General features: G+C 60.1%; 18 protein-coding genes, 1 pseudogene and 1 riboswitch. Of the genes and pseudogenes, 11 read left to right on the top strand and 8 right to left on the bottom strand.

Annotated features, from left to right (window positions below):
• Positions 1 to 183 precede the first annotated feature (183 nt).
• Positions 184 to 768: a YajG family lipoprotein gene (locus BLU52_RS20055; protein ID WP_024014276.1), complete on the top strand. Its 585-nt coding sequence runs from the start codon at positions 184 to 186 to the stop codon at positions 766 to 768.
• Between the two features lie 250 nt (positions 769 to 1,018).
• Here BLU52_RS20055 and BLU52_RS20050 read toward each other — a convergent pair whose 3' ends face one another.
• A complete protein-coding gene (locus tag BLU52_RS20050; protein WP_008083982.1) occupies positions 1,019 to 1,225 on the bottom strand; it encodes a hypothetical protein in 207 nt (68 codons plus the stop codon).
• Between the two features lie 193 nt (positions 1,226 to 1,418).
• Between BLU52_RS20050 and BLU52_RS20045 the strand changes: the two genes are divergently transcribed.
• Entirely contained in the window at positions 1,419 to 1,697 is a 279-nt protein-coding gene (locus BLU52_RS20045) for a hypothetical protein (protein WP_090286189.1), read from the top strand.
• 60 nt (positions 1,698 to 1,757) lie between these two features.
• Here BLU52_RS20045 and BLU52_RS20040 read toward each other — a convergent pair whose 3' ends face one another.
• Positions 1,758 to 2,924 (bottom strand): 1-acyl-sn-glycerol-3-phosphate acyltransferase, encoded by a 1,167-nt coding sequence (locus tag BLU52_RS20040; protein ID WP_090286187.1) that lies wholly within the window; start codon positions 2,922 to 2,924, stop codon positions 1,758 to 1,760.
• Positions 2,925 to 3,063: 139 nt separating this feature from the next.
• Here BLU52_RS20040 and BLU52_RS20035 point away from each other — a divergent pair, with 139 nt between their 5' ends.
• Genes BLU52_RS20035 through BLU52_RS20025 form a run of 3 tightly spaced genes read left to right on the top strand, consistent with a single transcriptional unit; the run spans position 3,064 to position 4,176 of the window.
• Positions 3,064 to 3,246, top strand: a complete 183-nt coding sequence (locus BLU52_RS20035; RefSeq protein WP_090286185.1) for a CPXCG motif-containing cysteine-rich protein — start codon at positions 3,064 to 3,066, stop codon at positions 3,244 to 3,246.
• A 9-nt stretch (positions 3,247 to 3,255) separates the two neighbouring features.
• On the top strand, positions 3,256 to 3,516 hold the full coding sequence (locus tag BLU52_RS20030) for a putative signal transducing protein (RefSeq protein ID WP_090286183.1): 261 nt from the start codon (positions 3,256 to 3,258) through the stop codon (positions 3,514 to 3,516).
• Between the two features lie 36 nt (positions 3,517 to 3,552).
• Positions 3,553 to 4,176, top strand: coding sequence for an SOS response-associated peptidase (locus BLU52_RS20025; protein WP_090286181.1), 624 nt, complete (start codon positions 3,553 to 3,555; stop codon positions 4,174 to 4,176).
• Between the two features lie 206 nt (positions 4,177 to 4,382).
• On the opposite strand, the gene BLU52_RS27355 is transcribed toward BLU52_RS20025, so the two are convergent.
• Together BLU52_RS27355 and BLU52_RS27350 are read right to left on the bottom strand one after the other, a co-directional pair.
• The gene (locus tag BLU52_RS27355) at positions 4,383 to 5,087 is read right to left on the bottom strand and encodes a methyl-accepting chemotaxis protein (protein ID WP_408003569.1); all 705 of its coding nucleotides are present in this window, start codon (positions 5,085 to 5,087) and stop codon (positions 4,383 to 4,385) included.
• A gap of 198 nt (positions 5,088 to 5,285) precedes the next feature.
• Positions 5,286 to 5,345 (bottom strand): annotated as a pseudogene (locus BLU52_RS27350) (hypothetical protein); the annotation flags it as partial.
• Positions 5,346 to 6,784: 1,439 nt separating this feature from the next.
• Here BLU52_RS27350 and BLU52_RS20015 point away from each other — a divergent pair.
• Positions 6,785 to 7,603 carry a M48 family metallopeptidase gene (locus BLU52_RS20015; RefSeq protein ID WP_090286177.1) on the top strand — a complete coding sequence of 273 codons (819 nt, stop codon included), beginning with the start codon at positions 6,785 to 6,787 and terminating at the stop codon, positions 7,601 to 7,603.
• Positions 7,604 to 7,717: 114 nt separating this feature from the next.
• Here BLU52_RS20015 and BLU52_RS20010 read toward each other — a convergent pair whose 3' ends face one another.
• The 3 genes from BLU52_RS20010 to BLU52_RS20000 form a co-directional block, all read right to left on the bottom strand.
• Complete coding sequence (locus BLU52_RS20010; RefSeq protein ID WP_090286175.1) at positions 7,718 to 8,302, bottom strand: TMEM165/GDT1 family protein; 585 nt, start codon at positions 8,300 to 8,302, stop codon at positions 7,718 to 7,720.
• 88 nt (positions 8,303 to 8,390) lie between these two features.
• Positions 8,391 to 8,515: riboswitch (yybP-ykoY riboswitch) on the bottom strand.
• A 50-nt stretch (positions 8,516 to 8,565) separates the two neighbouring features.
• Complete coding sequence (locus tag BLU52_RS20005) at positions 8,566 to 9,564, bottom strand: class I SAM-dependent methyltransferase (protein ID WP_090286173.1); 999 nt, start codon at positions 9,562 to 9,564, stop codon at positions 8,566 to 8,568.
• Between the two features lie 33 nt (positions 9,565 to 9,597).
• Positions 9,598 to 10,563: a 2-hydroxyacid dehydrogenase gene (locus tag BLU52_RS20000; RefSeq protein ID WP_090286170.1), complete on the bottom strand. Its 966-nt coding sequence runs from the start codon at positions 10,561 to 10,563 to the stop codon at positions 9,598 to 9,600.
• Between the two features lie 91 nt (positions 10,564 to 10,654).
• Between BLU52_RS20000 and BLU52_RS19995 the strand changes: the two genes are divergently transcribed.
• The 5 genes from BLU52_RS19995 (at position 10,655) to BLU52_RS19975 (ending at position 19,965) form a co-directional block, all read left to right on the top strand.
• Positions 10,655 to 11,284 carry a LysE family translocator gene (locus tag BLU52_RS19995; RefSeq protein WP_090286168.1) on the top strand — a complete coding sequence of 210 codons (630 nt, stop codon included), beginning with the start codon at positions 10,655 to 10,657 and terminating at the stop codon, positions 11,282 to 11,284.
• A 474-nt stretch (positions 11,285 to 11,758) separates the two neighbouring features.
• The gene (locus BLU52_RS19990) at positions 11,759 to 13,441 is read left to right on the top strand and encodes a fatty acid--CoA ligase (protein WP_090286166.1); all 1,683 of its coding nucleotides are present in this window, start codon (positions 11,759 to 11,761) and stop codon (positions 13,439 to 13,441) included.
• Between the two features lie 337 nt (positions 13,442 to 13,778).
• Entirely contained in the window at positions 13,779 to 15,668 is a 1,890-nt protein-coding gene (locus BLU52_RS19985; RefSeq protein WP_090286164.1) for a DUF1302 domain-containing protein, read from the top strand.
• A 27-nt stretch (positions 15,669 to 15,695) separates the two neighbouring features.
• Positions 15,696 to 17,060 (top strand): DUF1329 domain-containing protein, encoded by a 1,365-nt coding sequence (locus BLU52_RS19980; protein WP_090286162.1) that lies wholly within the window; start codon positions 15,696 to 15,698, stop codon positions 17,058 to 17,060.
• 175 nt (positions 17,061 to 17,235) lie between these two features.
• Positions 17,236 to 19,965 (top strand): LuxR C-terminal-related transcriptional regulator, encoded by a 2,730-nt coding sequence (locus BLU52_RS19975; protein WP_090286160.1) that lies wholly within the window; start codon positions 17,236 to 17,238, stop codon positions 19,963 to 19,965.
• 90 nt (positions 19,966 to 20,055) lie between these two features.
• Here the strand turns inward: BLU52_RS19975 and BLU52_RS27045 are convergent, their stop codons facing one another.
• Entirely contained in the window at positions 20,056 to 26,091 is a 6,036-nt protein-coding gene (locus tag BLU52_RS27045; RefSeq protein ID WP_157720712.1) for a M10 family metallopeptidase, read from the bottom strand.
• Positions 26,092 to 26,262 lie beyond the last annotated feature (171 nt).

The following is a 26,262-nucleotide window of genomic DNA, read 5'->3' as shown; positions in this document are numbered from 1 at the left end:
ACTGAGTGAAGCTTGATCTCGAGCCGTGACGTCGTGGTGTATGGACGGTGAAGAATCTGTGACAGGAACCGCTTTCGACGGGGTTTGTCAGACATTTCAGTATTCACTGTGTGGCGCTGGTTACCCGCAGTGGCGCACCGCTATACTGCCGGCCTGTTTGTGCCTGATTCTGGAGAGAAGAGCATGTTGCAACGCCTGTTGTTCGGTTTGATCACTGTGGCCGGTTTGACCCTGGCCGGCTGCGCCCACAGCCCGCAACAACTGAATCCGGAGCCGAAGCTGACCACGCAACTGCCAGCGGTCGGCCGTGGCCAGCCGGTGATCGTGCGCGTGGTCGACGGTCGTCCGTCGCCAACCCTCGGCACCCGTGGCGGCCTGTACCCGGAAACCAGCGCCATCACTGTGCAGCGCGAGCAGATTCTGCCCAAGTTGCAGGCTCAGGCTGAGGCCGCCGTGCGTCTGCTCGGCTTCACCCCGACCACCAACGCGCCGAACGCGCCGCAGCTGACGGTGACGCTGGCCGAGCTGAAATATCAGTCGCCGAAGGAAGGCATGTACGTGACCGAAGCGACCATCGGCGCGACCTTCCGCTCCGACGTGCAGAACGCCAACCGCCGCTACAGCGGCCGTTACGGCGCTTCGCTGGACCAGCGCTTCGGCATGGCGCCGAACCAGGAAACCAACACCAAGCTGGTCAGCGATGTGTTGAGCGATGCGTTGACGCGTCTGTTCAAGGATCCGACGGTGGGGCAGGTTCTCGCCGAATAAGTGATCGGCGGATGTGAAAAAGCCCGGGATCAGCGATGAGCCCGGGCTTTTTTGTGGGATTTGAAATCGTACCCCCTCACCCCAGCCCTCTCCCCCAAGGGGGCGAGGGGGAAAGGGAGCCGATCGGGGGCTTTTCAAAATCTGAGTTCGGCTGGATATTTCAGGCCGATGCACCTCGAAAATCCACCTCGGTCAGTCCCCTCTCCCTCAGGGAGAGGGTTAGGGTGAGGGGCTTTTAAGCTTTTGACGTTCAGGCAGCCTGCGAATAAAAGTCGAGCACGCTCACTCCAGTCAGCAAATCCGTCTCCGGCAAATCCGCATGCTGATGCCCGCCTAGTGCGCAATACACCAGCCAATGCCGATCCTGCACATTGAACGCAAGGCTGCCGACCAGACTTTGCTGTTCGTCGTAGGGCGTGATGAGGTACAGGCGATCCTGGTTTTCCGCGTGCAGCATGGTGCAATCCATTGAAGTTTCGAGGCGCGCAGGGTGCAGCATCCACATGACGAAGCCGTGACACAGGACAGCCATCGGTCGTTTGTCAGGTTATTTGTCGCAAAGGCTGGGGCAGGGCGCTCGGGTTTGGGTAGAATCCGCGCCGCGGTCGTCGGTCTGGCGTCTGCCGAACCGGTCTAGATTGAGGTCTGTGATGTCGCTGCACTTGATGACACTGTTTACCGCCCATCCCGCCAAATTGATCAATCTGCTGGCGCTGCTGTTGGCGTTTCCCGGCAGTTGGCTGCTGCACGCCACCCGTCGCCGCGAACAACGCGCGCAGGCCAGCCTCGCCGCTCAGCGTCAGGCGCAGCCGAATGCCGAGCCGCTGCTCGATTGGGCGACCTTGCGCATGAACCGTTTTTTCTATCGTTTCGGTTTTGCCTGCCTGGGCCTGGCCTTGCTGGTGTCGTGGATCAGCACGCGTTTCTGACTCGTTCAGGCATGAAAAACGGCGCCCGCAGGCGCCGTTTTTGTGTCTGGCTCACACCGCTTACAACGGCAATCCAGCCTTGACCCGGTACTGATTGCGCACCGGCGTCGCGTATTGCAGCACCAGATACGGGCGATGCTCGGCGGGGCAGGCGTCCAGCCGGCTCTGCCATTCTTCCTGCGCCTTGGCCAGTTCGTCGGCCGGGAACACCTCGGCAGCCTTTGGCACATTCAGTTGCGGATCAGCGTCAGCCCACTGCGCGTACGCCAGGTAATGCACCGGGAACAAGCGGTAACCGCCGAGTATCTGCCTGTCCATCTCGGTCGCCAACTGCTTGGTGTCTTCGAACACATCGGTGATCGGCGCGGCGAAGTTGATGTGCACGCGGCCCTTGTAGCCGGTGATGCCCTTGGCGATGCTCACGTCATCCTCGCCCGGCGCCTTGCAATAGGTGCCGGTGGTGGCGCGGATGTACAGCTCGCGGGCCTTGGCCTGATCGCAGGGGTCGTATTCATAGCTGATCGATACTGGCGTGACATTGAGCGAGCGGATCACTTCGCCGAACGGCTCGTCCTTGCGGCTCATGTGGAACATTTTGAGGATCGCCGACTCGGTGCGATCGTCGCCGTCCTTCGCCCGACCTTCCGCCTGGGCGATCCAGATCGAGGCGCAATCGTTGCGGATCGAGTGGTTGATGTACGCCGACAGCAACTGATACGCGGCCATTTTCTCGCGTCGACCGGTGATCGAACGATGCACGATGAAGCTCTTGTTCAAGCGCATCAGGTCGCTGACGAAGGGCTTCTGCAGCAGGTTGTCGCCAATCGCGATACGCGGCGTCGGCAGGCCGGCGTGGTACACGGCGTAGTTGACGAAAGCCGGGTCCATGACGATGTCGCGGTGGTTGGCGATGAACAGATAGGCGCTGCCGGACTTGAATTGCTCGACCCCGGTGTAGGTCACGCCGTCGGTAGCACGCTCGATGGTGTGATCGACATAAGACTCGATCTTGTCCTGCAAAGTCGCCACCGACACCACGTCGGCGAACTCACGACGCAGCCGATGCGCTATAAGAGGTTTGAGCATCCAGCCGAAGGCACCGGCAAAACGCGGGAAGCGGAAGTGGGTGAGGATATCTAGAAACGCCTTGTCGCCGAGCAGTCTTGCCAGTACCACAGGTACTTCGCTGTCGTCGTAAGGTCGGATGGCATCGAATTCGCCCATCATGCTCTCTTGTTGGAAACGGCTAGGGTAAGTAAAGGGTTTGATCGAAAACCCGCGGGGCACGGTCTGAAAAAATAGCCAGACACCAATAGCCCTGCCAATAGACCGGCGATTATACGCACAAGTCACTTGGGAGACCGCGATGCTGGAAACCGCTGAGTATGAATGTCCGTATTGTGGGGAAGAAGTCGAGACTTCGGTGGATCTGTCCGGTGGCGATCAGACGTATATCGAGGATTGTCAGGTGTGTTGCCGACCGATCACCTTTGTTTTGCAGGTGCATGGTGAGGAATGGCACCTGGAAGTCTTCAGCGAAAACGAATGAGGGGCGCCCATGCAGCGAATCTACGAACCGGCCAGTCTGATGGAAGGCGAAATGCTCAAGGGCATGCTTGCCAGCGAAGGCATCGAGGCGCACCTGATCGGCCGCGATCTGCTTGGTGGCACGGGGGAGTTGCCGATTTTCGGGCTGCTGTGGCTGTCGGTGGATAACGATCAGGCCGAATACGCCCGCGAGCTGATCACCGCGTACAATGCCGCGCTGCCGCTGCCCGGCGATGAACCGGAGAGCTATCCCGGTACGCTGGTCTGTTAGGCTGGCGTCGGTTTTATTGAAGAGTCGTGTTGCCTCATGTGTGGACGTTATGCCCTGTTTCGCTGGAACCGCGACTTCGCGGCCCTGCCAGGTTTTCCCGCCGATCAGCAGGCGCAGTGGAACATTTCCCCCAATGATTCAGTGCTGATGCTGCGCGCCGGTGAAGACGGTGAGCGCACGCTGGCCCGCGCGCGTTGGGGGCTGACACCGCCGTGGCTGACCGACCTGTCGAAAACGCCTGCCCACGCCCGGGCCGAAACCGTGGCCGAACAACCGATGTTCCGCGAAGCGCTGCGCTTGCGTCGTTGCCTGTTGCCCGCCAATGGTTTTTACGAATGGCGCGGGACTCAGCGCAAGCGTCCGTTCTGGCTGACGCCGGGGGAGGGCTCGTCGCTGTGTTTTGCGGCGATCTGGGAGGCGTATCCGGTGCAGGAACAGGTCTGGCTGAGTACCGCCGTCATTACCCAGCCGGCGGCCAGCCAGCGCCGACCGTTGATACTCGATGAGGCGGGGCAGGCGGCGTGGCTTGATCCCGACACGCCGCTGCATGTGTTGCAGGGCTTGCTGGCCAGTGAGCCGGCGGTGTTGCGCGAGCGGGTGTTGGCGAATCTGGTGAATGATCCGAAGTTGAATGGACCGGAATGTTTGACCCCGGGCTAAGTTTGTAGAGCAAAAGCCCCTCACCCTAACCCTCTCCCGGAGGGAGAGGGGACTGAATGGGGGATTTTTGAAGATATGCGCCGATTAGCGTGTATTTCGCTGAATCCATAATCGATACGATTTTTCAGGTCGATGTATGACGGGAGACAACTCGGTCAGTCCCCTCTCCCTCTGGGAGAGGGTTAGGGTGAGGGGCTTTTCGCTTTTCAGACCTTGAACTGATTGATCAACCGCCGCTGCTGCTCCGCCAGTTTGGTCAACCCTGCACTCGCCGAACTCGATTCATCCGCACCGCCCGCCACTTCGTTGGCCACCTGACCGATATTGATCACGTTGCGATTGATGTCATCGGCCACCGCACTCTGCTCTTCCGCCGCGCTGGCGATCTGTGTGTTCATGTCGTTGATTACCGACACTGCGTGTGTAATCGTCTCCAGCGCCTCGGCGGCTTTCGCCGCGTGTTGCACGCTTTCGTCGGTGCGGTTCTGGCTGTCTTCCATGACCCGCACTACATCGCGGGTGCCTTGTTGCAGTTGCTGGATCATGGACTGAATTTCTTCGGTGGCTTTCTGGGTTTTCTGCGCCAGGTTGCGCACTTCGTCCGCCACCACCGCAAAGCCGCGACCTTGTTCGCCAGCGCGCGCCGCTTCGATCGCCGCGTTCAGCGCCAGCAGGTTGGTCTGCTCGGCAATCCCGCGAATCGCCGTGAGAATCGCGTTGATGTTTTCGCTGTCCTTGGCCAGGTTTTGCACCACGTCGACCGCTTTGCCGATTTCCCTGGCCAGCACACCAATCGAGTCCGAGGTGTCGCGCACGATCTGCATGCCCTGAGTGGCCGCCTGATCGGCGTGGCTGGCGGCCTGCGCTGCTTGCGTGGCATTGCGCGCCACGTCTTGCGCGGTCGCGGTCATTTCCTGCACCGCTGTCGCCACCTGATCGATCTCGGCCATTTGTTTCTGGATGCCGATGTTGGTGCGAATGGCGATGTCGGCGGTGTGCTCCGAGGAGTCGCTGACGCTCTGCACCGAGGCCACCACTTGGGTAATCATCGCCTGCAACTTGGCCAGGAAGGTGTTGAAGCCCTTGGCGATCGAGCCGAGTTCATCGCTGCGGTCACTGCTCAGGCGGCGAGTCAGATCGCCTTCGCCCTGGGCGATGTCATTGAGCATGGCGACCATTTGCTTCAGCGGTCGGGCGATGCCATGGCCGACCAGCCAGATCACCAGCAAGCCGAGGCCGGCGATCAGCAAACCGACCATGGCCATGCCGAAGGTGTCGGACTTGCGCTGGGCATCGAGGTCGGCCTGCAGCGTTTGCAGATCGGCCATCACCGCGTTGAGCGGCAGTTGCAGCATCAGCGTCCAGCGCGCGTCGGTCTGACCGATGCCGAACGGCAGGTACAGCTCGATCCGGTCCTTGTTCACCGAGTAGGTCACTTCGCCGCGCTTGAGGCTGGCCATGTTGGCGGACTGTTCGGCATCGAGAATATCGCTGACCTTCTCGCCGAATTTGCTCGGGTCCTTGGTGTAGGCCACGATCCGGCCATTGCCGCCCACCAAAGCCATTTCCCCGGCACCGCTGTAGAGTTTCTGGTTGGCGCCCAGCAGCATTTCCTGAATGAAGTTCACCGACAGGTCCGCGCCGACGATGCCCTGGAAAGCGCCGTTGAGCATGATCGGTTCGATAAACGAGGCAAGCATGACGACCTTGTCGCCAACCTTGTACGGCGCCGGATCGATCACGCAGGACTTTTTACTTTCCTTCGAGCACAGGTAGTACTCGCTGGCGCGCACGCCGGTCGACAGGGTTTTCTGATCGTCGACGTCGACCAGTTTGTCGAGGCCGAGGGTGCCGTCCTCGTTGCGGAACCACCACGGCAGAAAGCGCCCGTTGCTCGCATCGATACCGACCACGCTAGTGCCGACATAGGCCGCGTCATTGTGATCGAGAGCATTCTTTTCCCAGCCGATGTACGTGCCGAGAATCTTCGGGTTCTTTTCGACGTTTTCTTTGATCAGACTGATCAGTTGCTCGCGGCTGACGCTCAGGCGCGGCTGGCCATCGGCGCCCGGCATGCCGAGGAGGGCGTTGACGCGCACCAGGCCGCCGGCGATCAGCAGCGGCGCTTCGAGCTCGCGCTGGATCTGGCTGACCTGGGTTTGCGCCAGCGCGGTCAGGCGCTGTTCGATGACCTGCTCGAACTGGGCCTGGGTGCGTTGTTGCACCATTGCCTGGGTGCGCGCGCCGGCAAACAGCGCATACAGCACCAGCGCAGCGACCACGCTGAGAACGATGGCGCCGGCCAGAGCGGCGACGGAAAACTGGATCGATTTGAACTTCATGGGAGCTCCGCAGGCAGGAGAATATCTGCGAAAGATTTATCGGCGGCGCCTGCGGGGCCATGAGTGGCGCTGGTCGGAATCGGCCCGGGATGTCGTAAATCGGCTGCTGCGTGACGCAGTGGCTGCGCGGCTGGCGGGCGCTGGGATTTTTTTCGTGACATTACGCTGCGGGAAATGTCTGAAAGTCACTTCAACCTATCCTTTGTATCTGGCATCGATACAATTACCCGCCTAGGATACGCCACAGGTTTTCAGGGAGCTTTTCGATGAACAAGACATTGGTTGTGAGTGCACTGAGCGCAGCGCTGTTGCTGGCCGGTTGTCAGTCGGTCAACACCACCAGCGGCGGCGCCGTCGGGGTGGAGCGCAAGCAGTATATGTTCAGCATGCTGTCGGCACAGGAAGTCGACCAGATGTACGCCCAGTCGTATCAGAAGACTGTCGGCGAGGCATCCAGCAAAGGTGTGCTGGACAAGACCAGCCCCGAGGCCAAGCGGGTGCAGGCGATTGCCAACCGTTTGATCGCCCAGGCACCGAATTTCCGTCCGGATGCGGCGCAGTGGCAGTGGGAAGTCAATCTGATCAAGAGCGACGAACTCAACGCCAACTGCGGTCCCGGCGGCAAGATCATTTTCTACACCGGGCTGATCGACAGCCTGAAACTGACCGACGATGAAATCGCTGCGGTCATGGGCCATGAAATCGCCCACGCCTTGCGCGAGCACGGTCGCGAAGCGATGTCCAAGGCCTATGGCATTGAAATGGCCAAGCAGGGCGCCGGTGCGTTGTTCGGTCTAGGCCAGGACAGCCTGGCCCTGGCCGACACCGTGGCCAACTACGGCATGACCTTGCCCAACAGCCGCGCCAACGAAAACGAAGCCGACCTGATCGGCCTGGAACTCGCCGCCCGCGCCGGCTACAACCCGAATGCCGCAATCACCCTGTGGGACAAGATGAGCAAGGCTTCGGAAGGTTCGCCGCCGGAATTCATGAGCACCCACCCGGCCTCGACCAGCCGGATCGCCGCGTTGCAGGCAGCGATTCCGAAGGTCATGCCACTCTACGAAAAAGCCCCAAAATCCTGATAAAGCAGCGGCAAGCTTCGAGCGGCAAGCTACAAGTCAAAGCAGATTCGCGTGGCTTGCAGCTTTCTCTTGAAGCTTTTTCTTGGAGCTTGTAGCTGGAAGCTTGCAGCTGCGTTAAACCCATCCGCTGCTCTGCATCGCTTTATACACAGCAACAATCGCCAGAATCATGAACGCCGAAGCCGCCAGGCGACGGATCAGGGTCAGTGGCAGTTTGTCCGCTGCAAAATTACCCGCCAATACCACCGGCACGTTGGCAATCAGCATGCCCACGGTGGTGCCGATGATCACCAGCCACAATTCCGGATACTGCGCGGCGAGCATCACCGTGGCGATCTGGGTCTTGTCGCCGATTTCGGCGAGGAAGAATGCAATAAGCGTGGTCAGGAACGGGCCGAACTTGCGCGCCGTGCTGGCTTCGTCGTCATCGAGCTTGTCCGGGACCAGCGTCCACAACGCCGTGGCGGCGAAGCTTGCAGCGAGAATCCAGTGCAGAACACTGTCGGAGAAGAAACTGCCGAACCAGGCACCGACCGCACCGGCTGCCGCGTGGTTAGCCAGGGTCGCGGCGACAATCCCGGCAATGATCGGCCAGGGTTTGCGGAAGCGAGCGGCGAGAATCAGCGCGAGCAGTTGCGTCTTGTCGCCGATTTCGGCCAAGGCAACGATTGCGGTGGGAACGAGTAACGAGTCCAGCATCAGGGATTTCCTAAGGGGCGGGTCGACACGGCTATGACACGTACAGCCTTCCCGCCCCGGGTAAGGTGTGCGTGTCATAGGTCTTGTCAAACCCTGCGATCCGTCTGCTGCGGACGCTTGGGTCGCATACGCCATGATCTGAGGATCAAGTATGTTGACGTATGCCGGACGAGCTTGGCGCTCGTGGGAGACTACTCCCCTAGGACGGAGCGGATTCTGCCTAGGCAAATCCGATTGGGCAAGCGACTTTTTTCAAAGCGGTTTCAGCCGCGCTTGGCCCGATAGATTCGGAAACCATTGCCTTCGGCTTTGATTGCACAGATGCCCAGATGCTCCTCGATCAACGGCTGATATTTCAGGAAGCTGTTCGCGACCAAGCGCAGTTCGCCGCCGTTTTTCAGATGTTTGGCCGCTTTTCGCAGCAAGTTCTCGGTGGCGAAATAATCCGTGTGCACACCGACATGGAATGGCGGATTGCTCAAAATTGCGCTCAAACCCATCGGCGCAGCATCGATGCCGTCGCCGGTCAGTACTTCGGCTTCGAGGCCATTGGCGGCGAGAGTCAGACGGCTGCTGGCGGCGGCAAACGCATCGACGTCGAGCAACGTCACCTGATTGTGCGGATAGCGACGTTTGACCGCCGCACCGAGCACGCCGGCACCGCAACCGAAGTCGAGCAAATGGCCGCTTGGCAGCTTGTCCAGGTGCTCCAGCAGCAGGGCGCTACCGCGATCGAGGCGACCGTGGCTGAACACGCCCGGCAGGCTGATGACTTTCAACGGGGCTTCGGCCAAGGGCAGTTCGTAAGTCTGCGCCAGGCTTTCCAGTGATCTGGCTTCAGGTGCATTGGCCACGGTGACCTGCCACAGTTGGCAATGCCGCGCGCTGTCGAGCTTGCGTGGTTTGCCGAACGGGTTGAGCTGTTTCGCCGCCCCTTCGATGCCGCTGCGTTTTTCCCCGACCAGAAACACCTCTCGACCGGCCAGGCGCGAGGCAACGGCGTTGAGAATGTAATCGGTCAAATCCCTGGACTTGGGCAAAAACACCACCGCGCTGTCGAATTCACGCTCCGGGATGTTCACGCCAAAATCGCTACGACCTTCGAAACGGGCCTCCAGCGCGGCTTGATCGCCGGCGTGCCAGCACCAGCCAAAGGCATTCGGCAGGCGTCCAAGCAAGTCGTCGGCGGGCAAACCGGCGAGCAACAGCGAACCTTGAAACCATTCGGGCTGACGAAGCAGTACTTCACTGCGCGGATCCATAACTGCTCCTCGAAAAAAAAGTGCCGCAGTTTATCAACTGACGACCCGCAGCGCCTTAGCGCTGAAGAACGCCTGGGCGTTTTCACTGAGTTGACCAACGATGCGCTGGCGTGCTTCGCGGCTGCCCCAGGCATTGTGCGGAGTGACGATCAAGCGTGGGATGTCGTTTGCCAGCAGCGGATTACCCTGAGCTGGCGGTTCAACGCTCAGCACATCCGTCGCCGCGCCACCGAGGTGCCCGTTGCGCAAGGCATCGGCCAGCGCCTGCTCATCGATCAAGCCACCGCGTGCAGTGTTGACCACGAAAGCGCCCGGTTTCATCAAGGCCAGCTCGTGCGCACCGATGAAATGGCGCGTGTGTTCATTGAGCGGGCAGTGCAGGGTCAGGGCGTCGATTTGCGGCAGCAGTTCATCCAGCGGCAGGCGATCCGGGCGGGCAGGGCGTCCGGGAATCTGCCCGAGCAGCACGCGCATGCCGAACGCTTCGGCCAGCCGCACCACGGCGCCGCCGAGTTCACCGTGACCGAGCAGGCCGAGGGTTTTGCCTTGCAGTTCAACAATCGGATAGTCGAGCAGGCAGAACTGCTTCGCCTGCTGCCAGCGACCCTCGCCGACGGCTTTCTGATAGTCGGCCAGACGTGTGGCGAGGTTGAGCAGCAGCATGATCGTGTGTTGCGCCACCGACGGCGTGCCGTAGGCCTGGCAGTTGCACACCGTGATGCCTTGCGCGCGAGCGGCGGCGAGGTCGACGTTATTGGTGCCGGTGGCGCTGATCAGGATCAGTTTCAGTTGTGGGTTGGCCGCCATGGCAGCCGCGTCGATCACGACTTTGTTGGTGATCGCCACGCTGGCGCTCTGCAACCGTTCGGCAACCTGCTGCGGCGTGGTCTGGGCGAACAGCCGCAAATCGCTGAAACAGTCGCGCAACGGACTGAGGTCGAGGTCGCCGAGATCCAGCGACGGGTGATCGAGGAATACCGCGCGGTGCGTGTTCGTCATCAACTGTACCTTTTGTGCGAAGAGCGTAGGGCGTAATCTGCCGAGCCTACCAGATGAAACAAATTGATACGCCTGGCCGAAAGGAGCCCCCATGTACTGGACCGAATTCTTGACCGTTGCATTGATCCATTTGCTGGCCGTCGCCAGCCCCGGCCCGGACTTTGCCGTGGTGGTGCGCGAGAGCGTGACGCACGGTCGTCGCGCCGGTACGTGGACGGCACTGGGTGTCGGCACGGCGATTTTCCTGCATGTCGGTTATTCGCTGCTGGGCATCGGTCTGATCGTGTCGCAATCAATCGTGCTGTTCAATGCGTTGAAATGGGCGGCAGCGGCGTATCTGCTGTACATCGGCTTCAAGGCCTTGCGTGCGCAGCCGGCGAAACCGGTGGCAGATGATTTGCACAAGGAGGCCGGTTTGCGCACCGCGCGCGGCGCCTTCACCTCGGGTTTCGTGACCAACGGCCTGAACCCGAAAGCCACGCTGTTCTTCCTGTCGCTGTTCACCGTGGTGATCAACCCGCACACACCTTTGGCAGTGCAGGCCGGTTACGGCGTTTACCTGGCCGTGGCCACCGCGATCTGGTTCTGCCTGGTGGCGATGCTGTTCAGCCAGCACCGCGTGCGTGCCGGTTTCGCCCGCATGGGCCACTGGTTCGACCGCACCATGGGCGCGGTGCTGATTGCTCTCGGCGTGAAAATCGCGTTTACCGAGATGCACTGAGTGGCGGGTGATCGATTCGAGATTCAAGGCGCTTGGCAGACTGTAGCCCCTCACCCTAGCCCTCTCCCGAGGGAGAGGGGACCGATTGGGGCAAATTGGGGGGGCGATTGGGGGAAGTTGGAGAAATACGCCGACACGAACGACTTTCTCCGAACCAACAATCGTCTCGGTCTTTCAGGTCGGCGTTTGGCTCGGCACAACTCGGTCAGTTCCCTCTCCCTTTGGGAGAGGGCCAGGGTGAGGGGCTTTTGGAACGGTTCAGATTTTTGTCAGGCGAAGCAACCTTTCGCTGCTGCTCTCACAGGTTTGCCCGCCGCCCGGTTCGCATGGCCCTGATTCAGTCATCGGATGCTGGCGCAAAGCTAGCATTTGTACGGCTGTGCAAATCATTCCTTTGGCTGATTTGACTGTCATGCAGGCGCACTAGAGTACAAAGCTCTTCGCCAATACCGTGCAGTCAGAAAAGGGATTCTTATGTTGCAGACTCGCGTCATTCCCCCGGCCGACGGGGCCTACCAGTATCCATTGCTGATCAAACGGCTGCTGATGTCCGGCGCCCGGTACGAGAAAACCCGCGAGATCATCTACCGTGACCAGTTGCGCTACAGCTACCCGACGCTGATCGAGCGCGTCGCACGGCTGGCCAACGTGCTGACGGCGGCGGGTGTGAAGGCCGGTGACACGGTGGCGGTGATGGACTGGGACAGCCATCGTTATCTGGAATGCATGTTCGCGATCCCGATGATCGGCGCGGTGATCCACACCATCAACGTGCGCCTGTCGCCGGAGCAGATTCTTTACACGATGAACCACGCCGAGGACCGCTTCGTGCTGGTCAACAGCGAATTCGTCGGCTTGTATCAGGCGATCGCGCCGCAGCTGACCACGGTCGAGAAAACCCTGCTGCTGACCGATCTGCCGGAAAAAACCGCCGAGCTGCCAAACCTGGTCGGCGAATACGAGCAATTGCTGGCTGCTGCGAGTCCGCAATACGACTTTCTGGACTTCGACGAAAACTCCGTCGCGACCACGTTCTACACCACCGGCACTACCGGTAATCCCAAGGGCGTGTATTTCACCCATCGGCAACTGGTCCTGCACACCATCGGCGTGTCGACGATCATGGGCTCGATCGACAGTGTGCGTCTGCTCGGTACCAGCGATGTGTACATGCCGATCACCCCAATGTTTCACGTACATGCCTGGGGCTTGCCATACGTGGCAACCATGCTCGGGCTTAAACAGGTTTATCCGGGGCGTTACGACCCGGAGTTTCTCGTCGAACTGTGGCGCAAGGAGAAAGTGACTTTCTCGCACTGCGTGCCGACCATCCTGCAAATGCTGCTCAATGCCAAAGGCGCACAAAACACTGATTTCGGCGGCTGGAAGATTGTCATCGGCGGCAGTGCGCTCAATCGCTCCCTGTACGAAAACGCCAAGGCCCGGGGCATCCAGCTGACGGCAGCGTACGGCATGTCGGAAACCGGGCCGCTGGTGTCCTGCGCGCATCTCAACGATGAGCTGATGGCCGGCACTGAAGACGAACGCACTACTTACCGGATCAAGGCCGGTGTGCCGGGGCCGTTGGTCGAGGCAGCGATTGTCGACGGCGAGGGCAACTTTCTCCCGGCCGACGGCGAAACCCAGGGCGAACTGGTGCTGCGGGCACCGTGGCTCACCGAGGGCTATTTCAACGAGCCGCAGAAGGGCGCAGAACTGTGGAGCGGCGGCTGGCTGCACACCGGCGACGTCGCCACGCTCGACAGCATGGGCGTGATCGACATCCGCGACCGCATCAAGGATGTGATCAAGACTGGCGGCGAGTGGATTTCGTCACTGGACCTCGAAGACCTGATCAGCCGTCACGTCGCGGTACGCGAAGTAGCAGTGGTGGGGATTGCCGATCCACAGTGGGGCGAGCGCCCGTTTGCCCTGCTGGTGATTCGCGAAGGCCATGAGATCGGCGCGCGGGAGCTCAAGGAGCACCTCAAGCCATTCGTCGAACTGGGGCACCTGAGCAAGTGGGCGATCCCGAGTCAGATTGCCCTTGTTACCGAAATTCCCAAGACCAGTGTCGGCAAGCTCGACAAGAAGCGCATCCGCCTCGACATCAGCGAATGGCAGGCCAGCAACAGCACCTTCCTTTCGACACTTTGAGTGTCCGCTGGCGCGCCGAAACCGGCGCGCCAGACCCACCGAGCAAGCGCTTGGCTTGTGAAATCGAAAAAATCAGCCATCCTTGCCGTGCCGACTTGTGTCGGACTGGCGAAAGGACTGTTCCAGAGTGGTTGGCGACTGCAAATCACACTTTAGAGGGATCAAGCAGTACCCCCTGCTGGCTATAGTCCGCTCAAGGACTTTTTGAAAACGGAGCACACGCACTGATTGGGGCGAGCAACTTTGAAGCGGTTTCGGGCAGCCTTGGCTTCCGGCCCTTCACAGCGTTTTTGAAAGTACTCACTGCCATAACAATAATGCACATGGAGTAGCGTCGATGACCTCAGTAAACCAGTTCTGGCGCCGGGCGAAACTGCCTCTGGCAGTCAGTCTTGCCTCCTCGCTCGCCGGGCCCGCATTCGGCGTCAGTTTCAACGTCGGTGAAATCGAAGGTCAGTTCGACTCGTCCCTGTCGATCGGTGCGAGTTGGTCTACTCAGAGCCCGAACAAGAACCTCATCGGCGTCAACAACGGCGGCCGCGGCCTGTCGCAAACCTCCGATGACGGCCACGCCAACTTCAAGAGCGGCGAGACCTTCTCGAAAATCTTCAAGGGTATCCATGACCTTGAATTGAAGTACGGCGACACCGGCGTCTTTGTCCGTGGCAAATACTGGTACGACTTCGAACTCAAGGATGAAAGTCGCGAGTTCAAGGACATCAGCGACAGCAATCGCAAGGAGGGCGCCAAGTCCTCGGGCGGGCAGATCCTCGACGCCTTCGTCTACCACAACTATGCGATTGCCGATCAGCCGGGCTCCGTGCGTCTGGGCAAGCAAGTGGTCAGTTGGGGTGAAAGCACCTTCATCGGCGGCGGCATCAACTCGATCAACCCGATCGACGTTTCCGCATTCCGTCGTCCGGGTGCCGAAATCAAGGAAGGCCTGATTCCGGTCAACATGTTCTACGTCTCGCAGAGCCTGACCGACAACCTTTCCGCCGAAGCTTTCTATCAACTGGAATGGGATCAGACGGTCGTCGACAACTGCGGCACCTTCTTCTCCCAGCCAGACATCGTGGCCGACGGTTGCGACAGCAACCTGCGCGTGCTGAACAAGCGTTCGCAGATTCCGGCCATTGCCCTGGGCCCGCTTGCCAACGCCGGCGTCGACGTCAACCAGGAAGGCGTGCTGGTGCGCCGTGGTCCGGACCGCGATGCCCGCGACAGTGGTCAGTGGGGTGCATCCCTCAAATACATGTTCGAGCCACTCGACACCGAGTTTGGCGCCTACTTCATGAACTACCACAGTCGTGCGCCGATTTTCAGCGCCACTGGCGCACCGCAATCGGTCTACAACACAGCTGCCGGACTGCCAGGGCCGTTTGCCGCACTCGCACCACTGCTGGTAGCCGGCAACTCGCAATACTTCATTGAATACCCTGAAGACATTCGCCTCTACGGCCTGAGCTTCTCCACCACCCTGCCTACCGGTACGGCGTGGAGCGGTGAGATCAGCTACCGTCCGAACGCACCGGTGCAGCTGAACTCCACCGACATTCTGTTTGCTGGTGTACGTCCACTGGGCGGCGCGCTGACCAACGCTTCGCTGCTCACCGGCGTACCGGGTCAGGATCTGCACGGTTACGAGCGCAAGGAAATCACCCAGATCCAGACGACCTTCACGCACTTCTTCGATCAGGTCATGGGCGCCAGCCGTCTGACCCTCGTCGGTGAAGTCGGTGCGACCTACGTCGGCGGGCTGGAGAGCCGTTCCGACATGCGTTATGGCCGCGACCCGGTCTACGGTCCGGGCGAATTGCCGGCCACTGGCACTGCCAACACCTGCGCGAACATTCTCAACGCCAGCACCATCAACGGTGCAGGCCCGGGTTCGCCGCAGAACAACCGCAGCCGCAACTGTGACAACGATGGTTTCACCACGTCGATGTCGTGGGGCTACCGCGGTCGCGCCATCTGGGAATACAACGACGTGTTCGCCGGTGTGAACCTCAAGCCGAACGTGGCCTGGTCCCACGACGTCAGCGGTTACTCGCCAGGCCCTGGCGGCAACTTCGAGGAAGGTCGCAAGGCGGTCAGCCTGGGCGTCGATGCCGAGTATCAGAACACCTACACCGCGAGCCTGGCTTACACCAACTTCTTCGACGGCAAGTACACCACCGTGGATGACCGCGACTTCGTTGCGCTCAGCTTCGGCGTGAACTTCTAAGCACTGCATTTCAGGACGAACGAATTTATGAAAATAACAAAGAGTCTGTTCCACGCCGGTGTTCTGGGTCTGTCGCTGCTGGCAACCAGCGTCATGGCCGCCGTGCCTGCCGCTGAAGCCGACAAGCTGGGTAAAAGTCTGACGCCGATGGGCGCGGAAATGGCCGGTAACGCCGACGGTTCGATCCCGGCCTGGAAGCCACTGCCGAAGAATGCCGGCAGTGTCGACAGCAAGGGCTTCCTGTCCAACCCTTACGCCAGCGAGCAGCCGCTGTTCACCATCACCGCCAAGGATGCCGACAAGTACAAGGACAAGCTTGCGCCGGGTCAGTACGCGATGTTCAAGCGCTACCCGGAAACCTTCAAGATGCCGGTCTATCCGTCCCATCGCGGCGCCACCGTGCCGGATAACGTATTCGCGGCCATCAAGAAGAACGCCACCAGCACCAATCTGGTGTCGGGCGGCAACGGTCTGGAAAACTTCGATACCGCCGTGCCATTCCCGATTCCGAAAACCGGCGTGGAAGTGATCTGGAACCACATCACCCGCTATCGCGGCGGCAGCGTGACCCGTCTGGTGACCCAGGCCACGCCGCAACCGAACGGCTCGTACAGCCTGGTGTACTTCCAGGACCAGTTCGTGTTCCGCGACAAGATGAAGGACTACGATCCGGCGAACCCGGGCAACATCCTGTTCTACTTCAAGCAGAAAGTGACCGCGCCGGCACGTCTGGCCGGTGGCGTACTGCTGGTGCACGAAACCCTCGACCAGGTTAAAGAGCCACGTTCGGCGTGGGTCTACAACGCCGGTCAGCGTCGTGTGCGCCGCGCACCGCAAGTGTCCTATGACGGTCCGGGTACCGCAGCGGACGGCCTGCGTACGTCCGACAACCTCGACATGTACAACGGTGCCCCGGATCGCTACGACTGGAAGCTCGAAGGCAAGAAAGAGATGTACATCGCCTCCGACAGCTACAAGCTCGACGATCCGAAACTGAAGTACTCGGACATCATCAAGGCCGGCCACATCAACCAGGACCTGGCGCGTTACGAGCTGCGCCGCGTCTGGCACGTGACTGCGACGCTGAAGGAAGGCCAGCGCCACATTTATGCCAAACGTGACTTCTACATTGACGAAGACACCTGGCAGGCAGCGGTGATCGACCACTACGACGGTCGTGGTCAACTGTGGCGCGTCGCGGAGGCGCACGCCGAGAACTACTACGACAAGCAAGTGCCGTGGTATGCCCTGGAAACCCTCTACGACCTGCAGTCCGGCCGCTATCTGGCACTGGGCATGAAGAACGAAGAGAAGAGTGCGTATGACTTCGGCTTCACCGCCACCACCAGCGACTTCACCCCGGCCGCTCTGCGTCAGGACGGTGTTCGCTAAACCGCAGTAAACCCGAGGCCGCATCCTCGTGAAAACGCCCCGACCGGTTCGGGGCGTTTTCGTGTCTGTAGTCTTTTTGTAGCCATTTGTAGCAGCAACCTTCATAACCGGTTCGATTAAGGCTAGGCTGCGGACATCTGCAACGCCGCCAACGCCATTCGAACAAGAGCCGGCCATGACTGATCTGTCCCCGATTCCGGGTCCTGCAAGTGCTGCCGTCACGGCATTGGACGGGCGTTTTTTTCGCCCGCCACTGCCCGACGGCTATGTGCTGCGACCGCGTCTGTGCGAGCGCTTGCAAGCGGGGCTCGGCGGGCGTCTGTTGCTGGTCAGCGCTCCGGCGGGGTTCGGCAAGAGTTCGCTGGCGGTGGAGTTCTGTCAGAGCCTGCCGGTGCACTGGCAAAGCCTGTGGCTCGGATTGAGCGCTCGCGACAGCGATCCCGGACGCTTTCTCGAGCGTCTGCTCGAAGGTCTGCAAGATTACTTTCCAGCGTTGGGTGCCGGTGCCCTCGGGCTGCTGAAAATGCGTCAGCGCCATCAGCCGTTCGCCTTCGAAGAATGGCTCGACGGCCTGCTCGACGAGCTGGCGCTGCATCTCGACGCCGCCGCACCATTACTGCTGGTGCTCGACGATTACCATCTCGCCCAAGGCCCGGTGCTCGACCGTTGCCTGCAGTTTTTCCTCAATCATCTGCCCGATGGCCTGCTGGTCATGGTCACCAGCCGCCAGCGCCCGGACTGGCATCTGGCGCGTCTGCGCCTGTCGCGGCAGCTGCTCGAACTGCATGAACAGGATCTGCGCCTGACCCACGACGAGGCGTTGGCGCTGCTCGATCGCCACAGCACGTCACTGCGCGGCGAAGCGCTGGAAAACCTGATCCAGCGCAGCGAAGGCTGGGTCGCCGGTTTGCGTTTCTGGTTGCTGGCCGTGTCCGAGGCGGGCAACGAGGCGGCATTGCCGCAAGCGTTGAACGGCGGGGAAGGGCTGATTCGCGATTATCTGCTGGAAGAAGTCATCGATTGCCTGCCGGCCGAAGTGCAGACATTCCTGTATGACACCGCGCCGCAGGAGCGTTTTTGCAGCGAGTTGTGCGACGCCGTGCGTGAAGCCCATGACAGCGCCGAGATCCTGCGTTTCCTGCTGGCTCATCAGGTTTTTCTGGTGCCGCTCGATGAACACGGGCATTGGTATCGCTATCACCATCTGTTTTCTGATTTGTTGCGCAGTCGTCCTCCGGCGCAGGCGCTGGTGCCGACTGCCACGTTGCACTTGCGCGCCTGTCGCTGGTTCAACGCGCAGGGCCTGCTCGATGAAGCTGTGGAGCAAGCCCTGCGTGCCGGTCACCTCGATGTGGCGGCAAATCTGGTGCAGAACCTGTCCGAGGAACAACTGCTCGCCGAGCAGAATGTCGGCATGTTGCTGCGCTGGAAAATGGACTTGCCCGACAGCCTGCTGATCAGCACACCACGGCTGATCGTTCTGTACAGCTGGGCACTGGGGCTGGCCTGCCAGCTCGATGCCGCCGAAGATCTGTCCAGTCATCTGAGCCGCTTTCTGCCGGCGCCTTCGGCCACTGCCCAGAAGTCGATGCTGGCGCAGTGGCTGGCGTTGAGCGGGATCATTGCCCGTGGGCGCGGCCATCGGGAGCTGACGATCAGATACTGCACCGAGGCCCTGGAAAGCCTGCCGGCCAAACGTTATGGGCAACGGCTGATGTGTTTGTCGACCCTGTCCAATCTGGCGATTGCCGACGGTGACCTGTGGCGGGCCCGCGGCCTCAACCGTGAATCTCTGGAGCTGGCGCAGCGTGTTGGCAATCCGCTGTTCGAAGCGCTCGCGCATTACGACCGGGCGCGGGTGTTGCAGTCGCGGGGCGAGATCTTGCGGGCATTGGATGAAGTGCACCAGGGCCTGGAACGCTTGCGCGGTCTGTCGCCGCAACGCTTGTATGCGGTGCGCGCGCGGCTGACGTTGTACGAAGGTTTTCTGCTGGCGATGCGCATGCAGCCCGACGCGGCGCGAGTGCGCCTCTTGGCGGGCCTTGGCGAAGCGCGCGCCTGCCGCGATATCAGCGTGTTGATCGGCCATTGCGTGATTGCGCGTCTGGACGGTAGTCGAGGCGAATTCGCCAAGGCGTTTGCCGAACTCGCCGAAGCCGAACGCTTGATGCACATCTGGGACGTACCGCCGATCTATTACCTGGCGATGATCACTCTGGTCAAATGCGAACTGTGGCTGGCGCAGGGGCGCACCGATCTCGCCGAGGCCTGGCTCACGCGCTTGAGCCAGACCTATACCGGTGAGCAGGCCGCAGCACCGCCCGAATTCCATCCACAACTGCCATTGCATGTCGAACTGCAGCAGGCGCTGCTCGATGTCATTCAGGGGCGCCCGATGCTCGCCGAGGGGCGTCTGGACGCGTTGCACCAGAACGGCCAGCAAAGCGGACGCCAGTTGCTCTGTGTGATGGCCTTGACGCAGAAAGTCGCGCTGCTTCTGACCGGTGCACGCGAGGCAGAGGCGCGCAAGGTGTTCATTCAAGCGCTGGAAGCCGCTGGCGGTGGCGTCTTGCAGCCATTCGACCGGTTAGTGAAAGACCACGCGGATTGGCTGCGTGCGCATGTGCAGAACTCGCCAGCGCGGGCGGCGCAACAGTTGCTCGCGCAGCTTGCGCCGCCCGCAGCCGTGGGCGTGGACACCAGCGCCGCAGAACAACTGAGCACTCGGGAGCTGGCGGTATTGCGGCTGATTGCTCAAGGTTGTTCGAATCAGCAGATCAGTGAGCAGTTGTTCATTTCCCTGCATACCGTAAAAACCCATGCCAGCCACATCAATAGCAAGCTGGGAGTAGAGCGGCGCACTCAAGCGGTGGCCAGAGCCAAGGAGCTGGGGCTGTTGGCATAGCGCCATGCAGCGGTTGCAAAAAAAACGCCCCGACAGGTTCGGGGCGTTTTTTTCATCAGCGCGTTGTGCGTTGCGTTCAACTCATGTCAATCAAGCCACAAGGTTCTGCTCGGAGAAAGCGTTCACACCGACCAGATGAATCTCGAAGTCAGCGCCGGCATTACCGGAGACATTGCCTGACAGCACCTGATCGACAAAGCGCAATTGCCCGGCACCGGTGAAGTCGCCCGCACCGATAAAGGTGAAGGCGTCGAGGCCGGCAGTGCCCAGATTGGCGTCGAACGCCGAGAAATCAATCTTGTCACCCTGCAGGCTGTTGAAGTCATAAATGACGTCGCGCTCGGCGCCTTTGCCCACTTCGCTGATGTCGGTGAACGCAAAGGTATCGGCCCCGCTGCCACCAGTGAGCATGTCAACGCCGCGACCACCGATCAATGTGTCGTTGCCGGCGCCGCCATTGAGCACGTTGTTGCCATCGTTGCCAGTGAGGACGTTATTGAGTTCGTTGCCATAGCCCAGCAGGTTGGTGCTGCCCGTCAGTTGCAGGTTTTCCAGGTTGGCGCCCAGGGTGTAATTGATCGAGGAATGAACCGTATCGATCTCATTGATCAGGGTGCTGCTTTCGACAATCACGTCGCCGACGTTATCGATCACATAGGTGTCGTTGCCCAGACCGCCGATCAGGGTGTCGGCACCCGCACCGCCATCCAGAATGTTGTTGCCGGCGTTGCCAGTGATGACGTTATTAAGCGCGTTGCCGGTGCCGTTGATATTGTCGGCGAAGCGCAGCGTCAGATTTTCCAGATTGGTACCGAGCGTGTAGTTGGACATAGACGACAGCACGGTGTCGATCTCGGTCAGCGAGGTGCCGTTTTCGATGATCACGTCGCCGACGTTGTCGACGAAATAGGTATCGTTGCCCGCACCGCCGTCCATGGTGTCGGCGCCTTCCTGGCCGTTGATGATGTTGCTGCCGGCATTGCCGGTCAGAACGTTGTTCAGACCGTTGCCCACCAGATACAGGTCGCTGGCGCCCAGCAACAGGCCGTCTTCGACGTTAGCGGTCAGGGTATAGCCGATATTGCTCAGCACGCGGTCGTGGCCTTCGCCGGGGCCTTCGATGATCAGGTCACCGGCGTTATCGATCACGTAAGTATCATCGCCTGTACCGCCGGCCAGTGTGTCCGCGCCAACCGCGCCATCCAGACGGTCGTTACCGGCACCACCCTGCAGCGTATCGTTGCCAGCGCCGCCGAGCAGATAGTTGTCCTGGCCGTTGCCTTGCACGACGTAGTTACCGGTACCCATCAGCCACACGTTTTCGACGTGGCTGAGGTTGCCCGGGTTGAGGTTGATCGTGTTATTGGAAGCAGTAGCGTTGTAGTAGATACGCAAGATATCAGTGCCTTCGCTGGCATTTTCCTGAATCAGCGACAACTCACCTGACTGGTCGAGATAATAGGTGTCGTCACCGGCGCCACCGATCATGGTGTCCAGCCCCGCGCCGCCGTTGAGCACGTTATTGCCGCTGTTGCCGGTCAAGACGTTGTTCAGGGTATTGCCGTTGGCATAGATATTGGCCGAGCCGGTCAACACGACGTTTTCCAGATTGGCGCCCAGGCTGTAGTTGAACGAGGAGCGAACGGTATCGATCTCATTGATCAGGGTGCTGCTTTCGACAATCACGTCGCCGACGTTATCGATCACATAGGTGTCGTTGCCCAGACCGCCGATCAGGGTGTCGGCACCCGCACCGCCATCCAGAATGTTATTGCCGGCGTTGCCAGTGATGACGTTCTTCAGCGCGTTGCCGGTGCCGTTGATATTGTCGGCGAAGCGCAGCGTCAGATTTTCCAGATTGGTACCGAGCGTGTAGTTGGACATAGACGACAGCACGGTGTCGATCTCGGTCAGCGAGGTGCCGTTTTCGATGATCACGTCGCCGACGTTGTCGACGAAATAGGTATCGTTGCCCGCACCGCCGTCCATGGTGTCGGCGCCTTCCTGGCCGTTGATGATGTTGCTGCCGGCATTGCCGGTCAGAACGTTGTTCAGACCGTTGCCCACCAGATACAGGTCGCTGGCGCCCAGCAACAGGCCGTCTTCGACGTTAGCGGTCAGGGTATAGCCGATATTGCTCAGCACGCGGTCGTGGCCTTCGCCGGGGCCTTCGATGATCAGGTCACCGGCGTTATCGATCACGTAAGTATCATCGCCTGTACCGCCGGCCAGTGTGTCCGCGCCAACCGCGCCATCCAGACGGTCGTTACCGGCACCACCCTGCAGCGTGTCGTTGCCAGCGCCGCCGAGCAGATAGTTGTCCTGGCCGTTGCCTTGCACGATGTAGTTACCGGTACCCATCAGCCACACGTTTTCGACGTGGCTGAGGTTGCCCGGGTTGAGGTTGATCGTGTTATTGGAAGCAGTAGCGTTGTAGTAGATACGCAAGATATCAGTGCCTTCGCTGGCATTTTCCTGAATCAGCGACAACTCACCTGACTGGTCGAGGTAATAGGTGTCGTCACCGGCGCCACCGATCATGGTGTCCAGCCCCGCGCCGCCGTTGAGCACGTTATTGCCGCTGTTGCCGGTCAAGACGTTGTTCAGGGTATTGCCGTTGGCATAGATATTGGCCGAGCCGGTCAACACGACGTTTTCCAGATTGGCGCCCAGGCTGTAGTTGATCGAAGAGCGCACGGTGTCGATCTCGGTCATCGATGCGCTGCTTTCGACTATCACGTCGCCGACGTTATCGATCACATAGGTGTCGTTGCCCAGACCGCCGATCAGGGTGTCGGCACCCGCACCGCCATCCAGAATGTTATTGCCGGCGTTGCCAGTGATGACGTTATTCAGCGCGTTGCCGGTGCCGTTGATATTGTCGGCGAAGCGCAGCGTCAGATTTTCAAGATTGGTACCGAGCGTGTAATTGGACATCGACGACAGCACGGTGTCGATCTCGCTCAGCGAGGTGCCGTTTTCGATGATCACGTCGCCGACGTTGTCGACGAAATAGGTATCGTTGCCCGCACCGCCGTCCATGGTGTCGGCGCCTTCCTGGCCGTTGATGATGTTGCTGCCGGCATTGCCGGTCAGGACGTTGTCCAGACCGTTGCCCACCAGATACAGGTCGCTGGTACCCAGCAACAGGCCGTCTTCGACGTTGCCGGTCAGCGTGTAGCCGATGTTGGTGAGGACGCGATCACGGCCTTCGTTACCCAGCTCCACTACCTGGTCGCCTGCGTTGTCGATGACGTAGGTATCGTCACCGCTGCCGCCGATCAAGGTGTCCGCCCCGGCGGCGCCGTCCAGGCGGTCATCGCCGTTACCGCCTTGCAAGGTATCCGCCGACGCGCTGCCGAGCAGATAGTTGTTCAGGTTGTTACCCTGCACCGTGTAGCCACCAGTGCCCATCAGCCAGACGTTCTCGACGTTGGCCAGATTGCTCAGGCTCAGGTTGACCACGCTGGTCAGCGGCGTGGAGTTGTAATAGATGCGCAGGGTATCGCTGCCTTCGCTGGCGTTTTCCTGGATAAGCGAGAGTTCGCCGCTCTGGTCGAGGTAATAGGTGTCGTCGCCATTGCCGCCGATCATGGTGTCCAGGCCCGCGCCACCGTTGAGCACGTTATTGCCGCTGTTGCCGGTCAAGACGTTGTTCAGGGTATTGCCGTTGGCATAGATATTGGCCGAGCCGGTCAGCACGATATTTTCCAGGTTGGCGCCCAGGCTGTAGTTGATCGAAGAGCGCACGGTGTCGATCTCGGTCATCGATGCGCTGCTTTCGACTATCACGTCGCTGGCGTTATCGACCACGTAGGTATCGTTGCCCAGGCCACCGATCAGCGTGTCGGCACCGGCGCCGCCGTCGAGAATGTTATCGCCTGTGTTGCCAGTCATCACGTTGTTCAGCGCGTTACCGGTGCCGTTGATATTGTCGGCAAAACGCAGGGTGAGATTTTCCAGGTTGGCGCCGAGCGTGTAGTTGGCGAGGGAGGACAGCACCGTGTCGATCTCGGTCAGCGAGGCGCCGTTTTCGATGATGACGTCGCCCACGTTGTCGACGAAATAAGTGTCGTTGCCGGCACCACCGTCCATGGTGTCGGCGCCTGCCTGGCCATTGATGATGTTGCTGCCGGCATTGCCGATCAGAGTGTTGTCCTCGCTGTTGCCGACCAGATACGGATCGCCGTTGCCCAGCAATTGTCCGTCTTCGACGTTGGCGGTGAGGGTGTAACCGATATTGCTCAGTACGCGATCACGGCCTTCGCCGCTGCCTTCGACGACAACGTCACCGGCGTTATCGATCACATAGATGTCGTCACCTGTGCCGCCTGCCAGCGTGTCGGCACCCGCTGCGCCATCCAGCCGGTCATCGCCGGCCCCGCCCTGCAGGTTGTCATTGCCAGCGCCGCCGAGGAGGTAGTTGGCCAGACTGTTGCCTTGCACGGTGTAGTTGCCGGAACCCATCAACCAGACGTTTTCAACGTCAGTGAGGTTGCCTTGATTGAGGTTGACCGTATTGGTCGAGGCCGTGGCGTTGTAATAGATACGCAGGGTGTCATTACCCTCGCCGCCGTTTTCCTGAATCAGCCCGAGTTCGGCTGACTGGTCCAGATAGTAAGTGTCATCGCCAGCGCCACCGATCAGGGTGTCCACACCCGCGCCGCCATTGAGTACGTTGTTGCCGCTGTTGCCGGTCATCACGTTGTTGCTGCTGTTGCCGTTGGCATTCAGGTTGGCGGACCCGGTCAACACTATGTTTTCGATGTTGGCACTCAGGCTGTAGCTGACGGAGGAATTGACAGTGTCAGTGCCGCCACCCACTTCGCTGGTTTCAACGACGACATCGCCAGCGTTGTCGACGAAGTATGTGTCGTTGCCGCCGCCACCGATCAGCGTGTCCGCGCCGGCACCGCCATCGAGCGTGTTTTGCCCCCAGTTACCGGTGATGCGGTTGTTCAGCGCGTTACCGGTACCGCTGAGGTTGCCGGTGCCCATCAAGGTCAGCAGTTCGACATTGGCCCCCAGTGTGTAATCGATGTAGCTGAGCACCGTGTCGATTTCATTCGACAGGTTGCTGGTCTCGATAACGGTGTCGCCGACATTGTCGACGAAATAGGTGTCATTGCCGGTGCCGCCGACCATTGTGTCGGCGCCACCGAGGCCGTTGAGGATATTGTCCAGAGCGTTGCCGGTGAGGCTGTCGTCATTGCTGCTGCCGACGGCGTTTTCGATCTTCGCGCCGTAGGCGATGGCCAGGCCTTCATTGAATGCAGTCAACGTCTTGAGGTCGAGAAACGCTTTGCCGATCTGACTGAAGGCGCCTTCATTCAAATCGATACGCACGGCATTCAGCTGATTGGACGCATCAATGGTGTCAGTGCCGCCAGCGTCCCAGATGGTTTCGAAAACCGACTGATTGTTCGCCCACGAGTAGGTGGTGTTACCGGCCTGCCAGGCGTTGTTGGCACCATACAGGCTCTGGATGGCAAGGATGTCCAGCAGCATTGGCGTCGTGGGCTGGTACGAGTAATTGTCGTTGTAGCTCATCACGGTAAAACGCACATCGTCCAGCGAAGCATCCAGCACCGTGTTATTGGTCACACTGGTGGCGAACGGGTGCTTGAGACCGATGGCATGGCCGATTTCGTGCAGGAAGGTCAGGTAATCGTAGGACCCTTTATCCGGTACTGCCTGATTGGTCTCGGGGCCGATCCAGACGTCGCCGGACCTTGGCGCACTGCCGGGCAGATAAGCCCAGGCCACGGTGCCGCTGTCCATCAGTGAATAGCCGCCGAAGCGCAGATCGCCGACATTGAACACATCGTCGGTGGTCTGGCTGAATTTGATATTCGCCACCGAACTCCACGAGCTCAGGGCGCTGAAGACGGCGTTTTGCTGATTGGCGGTGAGGGAAAAAACCGCGTTGTATTCGTTGTTGGCACTGTAATTAGTCGCAAAATATGACGACCCCGCGTTGATGAAACTGAAAGTCAGCTCGGTCGGCGCGCTTTTATCGGTCGATCGGATGCTTTCCCACTGAGAGCCCGAGATCAAGCTGTCTACGGCTTTGTTTCCAGTCAATGCGGAGAAAGTGCTGTCAGTCGATTGAGTCGGGCGAGGCATGTGAATATTCCTGGATGGACCGCGGCCTGTCCAAGATACGGCCGCTGAAAAGTAAGATTTTGCATCAAAAACGTGTGGCGTGACATCATATTGACACTATTTTTTTGACTGGCCGACGCGTGGCTGCCAGGAACCCTGTATCGACCAAAAACGTGGATTACTGAAGTGAGC

This window comes from Pseudomonas granadensis, assembly GCF_900105485.1.
Taxonomy (GTDB): Bacteria; Pseudomonadota; Gammaproteobacteria; order Pseudomonadales; family Pseudomonadaceae; genus Aquipseudomonas; species Aquipseudomonas granadensis.
This window is presented reverse-complemented; position numbering and strand designations above follow the sequence as displayed.

Coding starts and splice junctions, on each gene's coding strand:
- BLU52_RS20055 (WP_024014276.1), top strand. CDS start 184: ATGTTGCAACGCCTGTTGTTCGGTTTGATCACTGTGGCCGGTTTGACC.
- BLU52_RS20050 (WP_008083982.1), bottom strand. CDS start 1,225: ATGCTGCACGCGGAAAACCAGGATCGCCTGTACCTCATCACGCCCTAC.
- BLU52_RS20045 (WP_090286189.1), top strand. CDS start 1,419: ATGTCGCTGCACTTGATGACACTGTTTACCGCCCATCCCGCCAAATTG.
- BLU52_RS20040 (WP_090286187.1), bottom strand. CDS start 2,924: ATGATGGGCGAATTCGATGCCATCCGACCTTACGACGACAGCGAAGTA.
- BLU52_RS20035 (WP_090286185.1), top strand. CDS start 3,064: ATGCTGGAAACCGCTGAGTATGAATGTCCGTATTGTGGGGAAGAAGTC.
- BLU52_RS20030 (WP_090286183.1), top strand. CDS start 3,256: ATGCAGCGAATCTACGAACCGGCCAGTCTGATGGAAGGCGAAATGCTC.
- BLU52_RS20025 (WP_090286181.1), top strand. CDS start 3,553: ATGTGTGGACGTTATGCCCTGTTTCGCTGGAACCGCGACTTCGCGGCC.
- BLU52_RS27355 (WP_408003569.1), bottom strand. CDS start 5,087: ATGACCGCGACCGCGCAAGACGTGGCGCGCAATGCCACGCAAGCAGCG.
- BLU52_RS20015 (WP_090286177.1), top strand. CDS start 6,785: ATGAACAAGACATTGGTTGTGAGTGCACTGAGCGCAGCGCTGTTGCTG.
- BLU52_RS20010 (WP_090286175.1), bottom strand. CDS start 8,302: ATGCTGGACTCGTTACTCGTTCCCACCGCAATCGTTGCCTTGGCCGAA.
- BLU52_RS20005 (WP_090286173.1), bottom strand. CDS start 9,564: ATGGATCCGCGCAGTGAAGTACTGCTTCGTCAGCCCGAATGGTTTCAA.
- BLU52_RS20000 (WP_090286170.1), bottom strand. CDS start 10,563: ATGACGAACACGCACCGCGCGGTATTCCTCGATCACCCGTCGCTGGAT.
- BLU52_RS19995 (WP_090286168.1), top strand. CDS start 10,655: ATGTACTGGACCGAATTCTTGACCGTTGCATTGATCCATTTGCTGGCC.
- BLU52_RS19990 (WP_090286166.1), top strand. CDS start 11,759: ATGTTGCAGACTCGCGTCATTCCCCCGGCCGACGGGGCCTACCAGTAT.
- BLU52_RS19985 (WP_090286164.1), top strand. CDS start 13,779: ATGACCTCAGTAAACCAGTTCTGGCGCCGGGCGAAACTGCCTCTGGCA.
- BLU52_RS19980 (WP_090286162.1), top strand. CDS start 15,696: ATGAAAATAACAAAGAGTCTGTTCCACGCCGGTGTTCTGGGTCTGTCG.
- BLU52_RS19975 (WP_090286160.1), top strand. CDS start 17,236: ATGACTGATCTGTCCCCGATTCCGGGTCCTGCAAGTGCTGCCGTCACG.
- BLU52_RS27045 (WP_157720712.1), bottom strand. CDS start 26,091: ATGCCTCGCCCGACTCAATCGACTGACAGCACTTTCTCCGCATTGACT.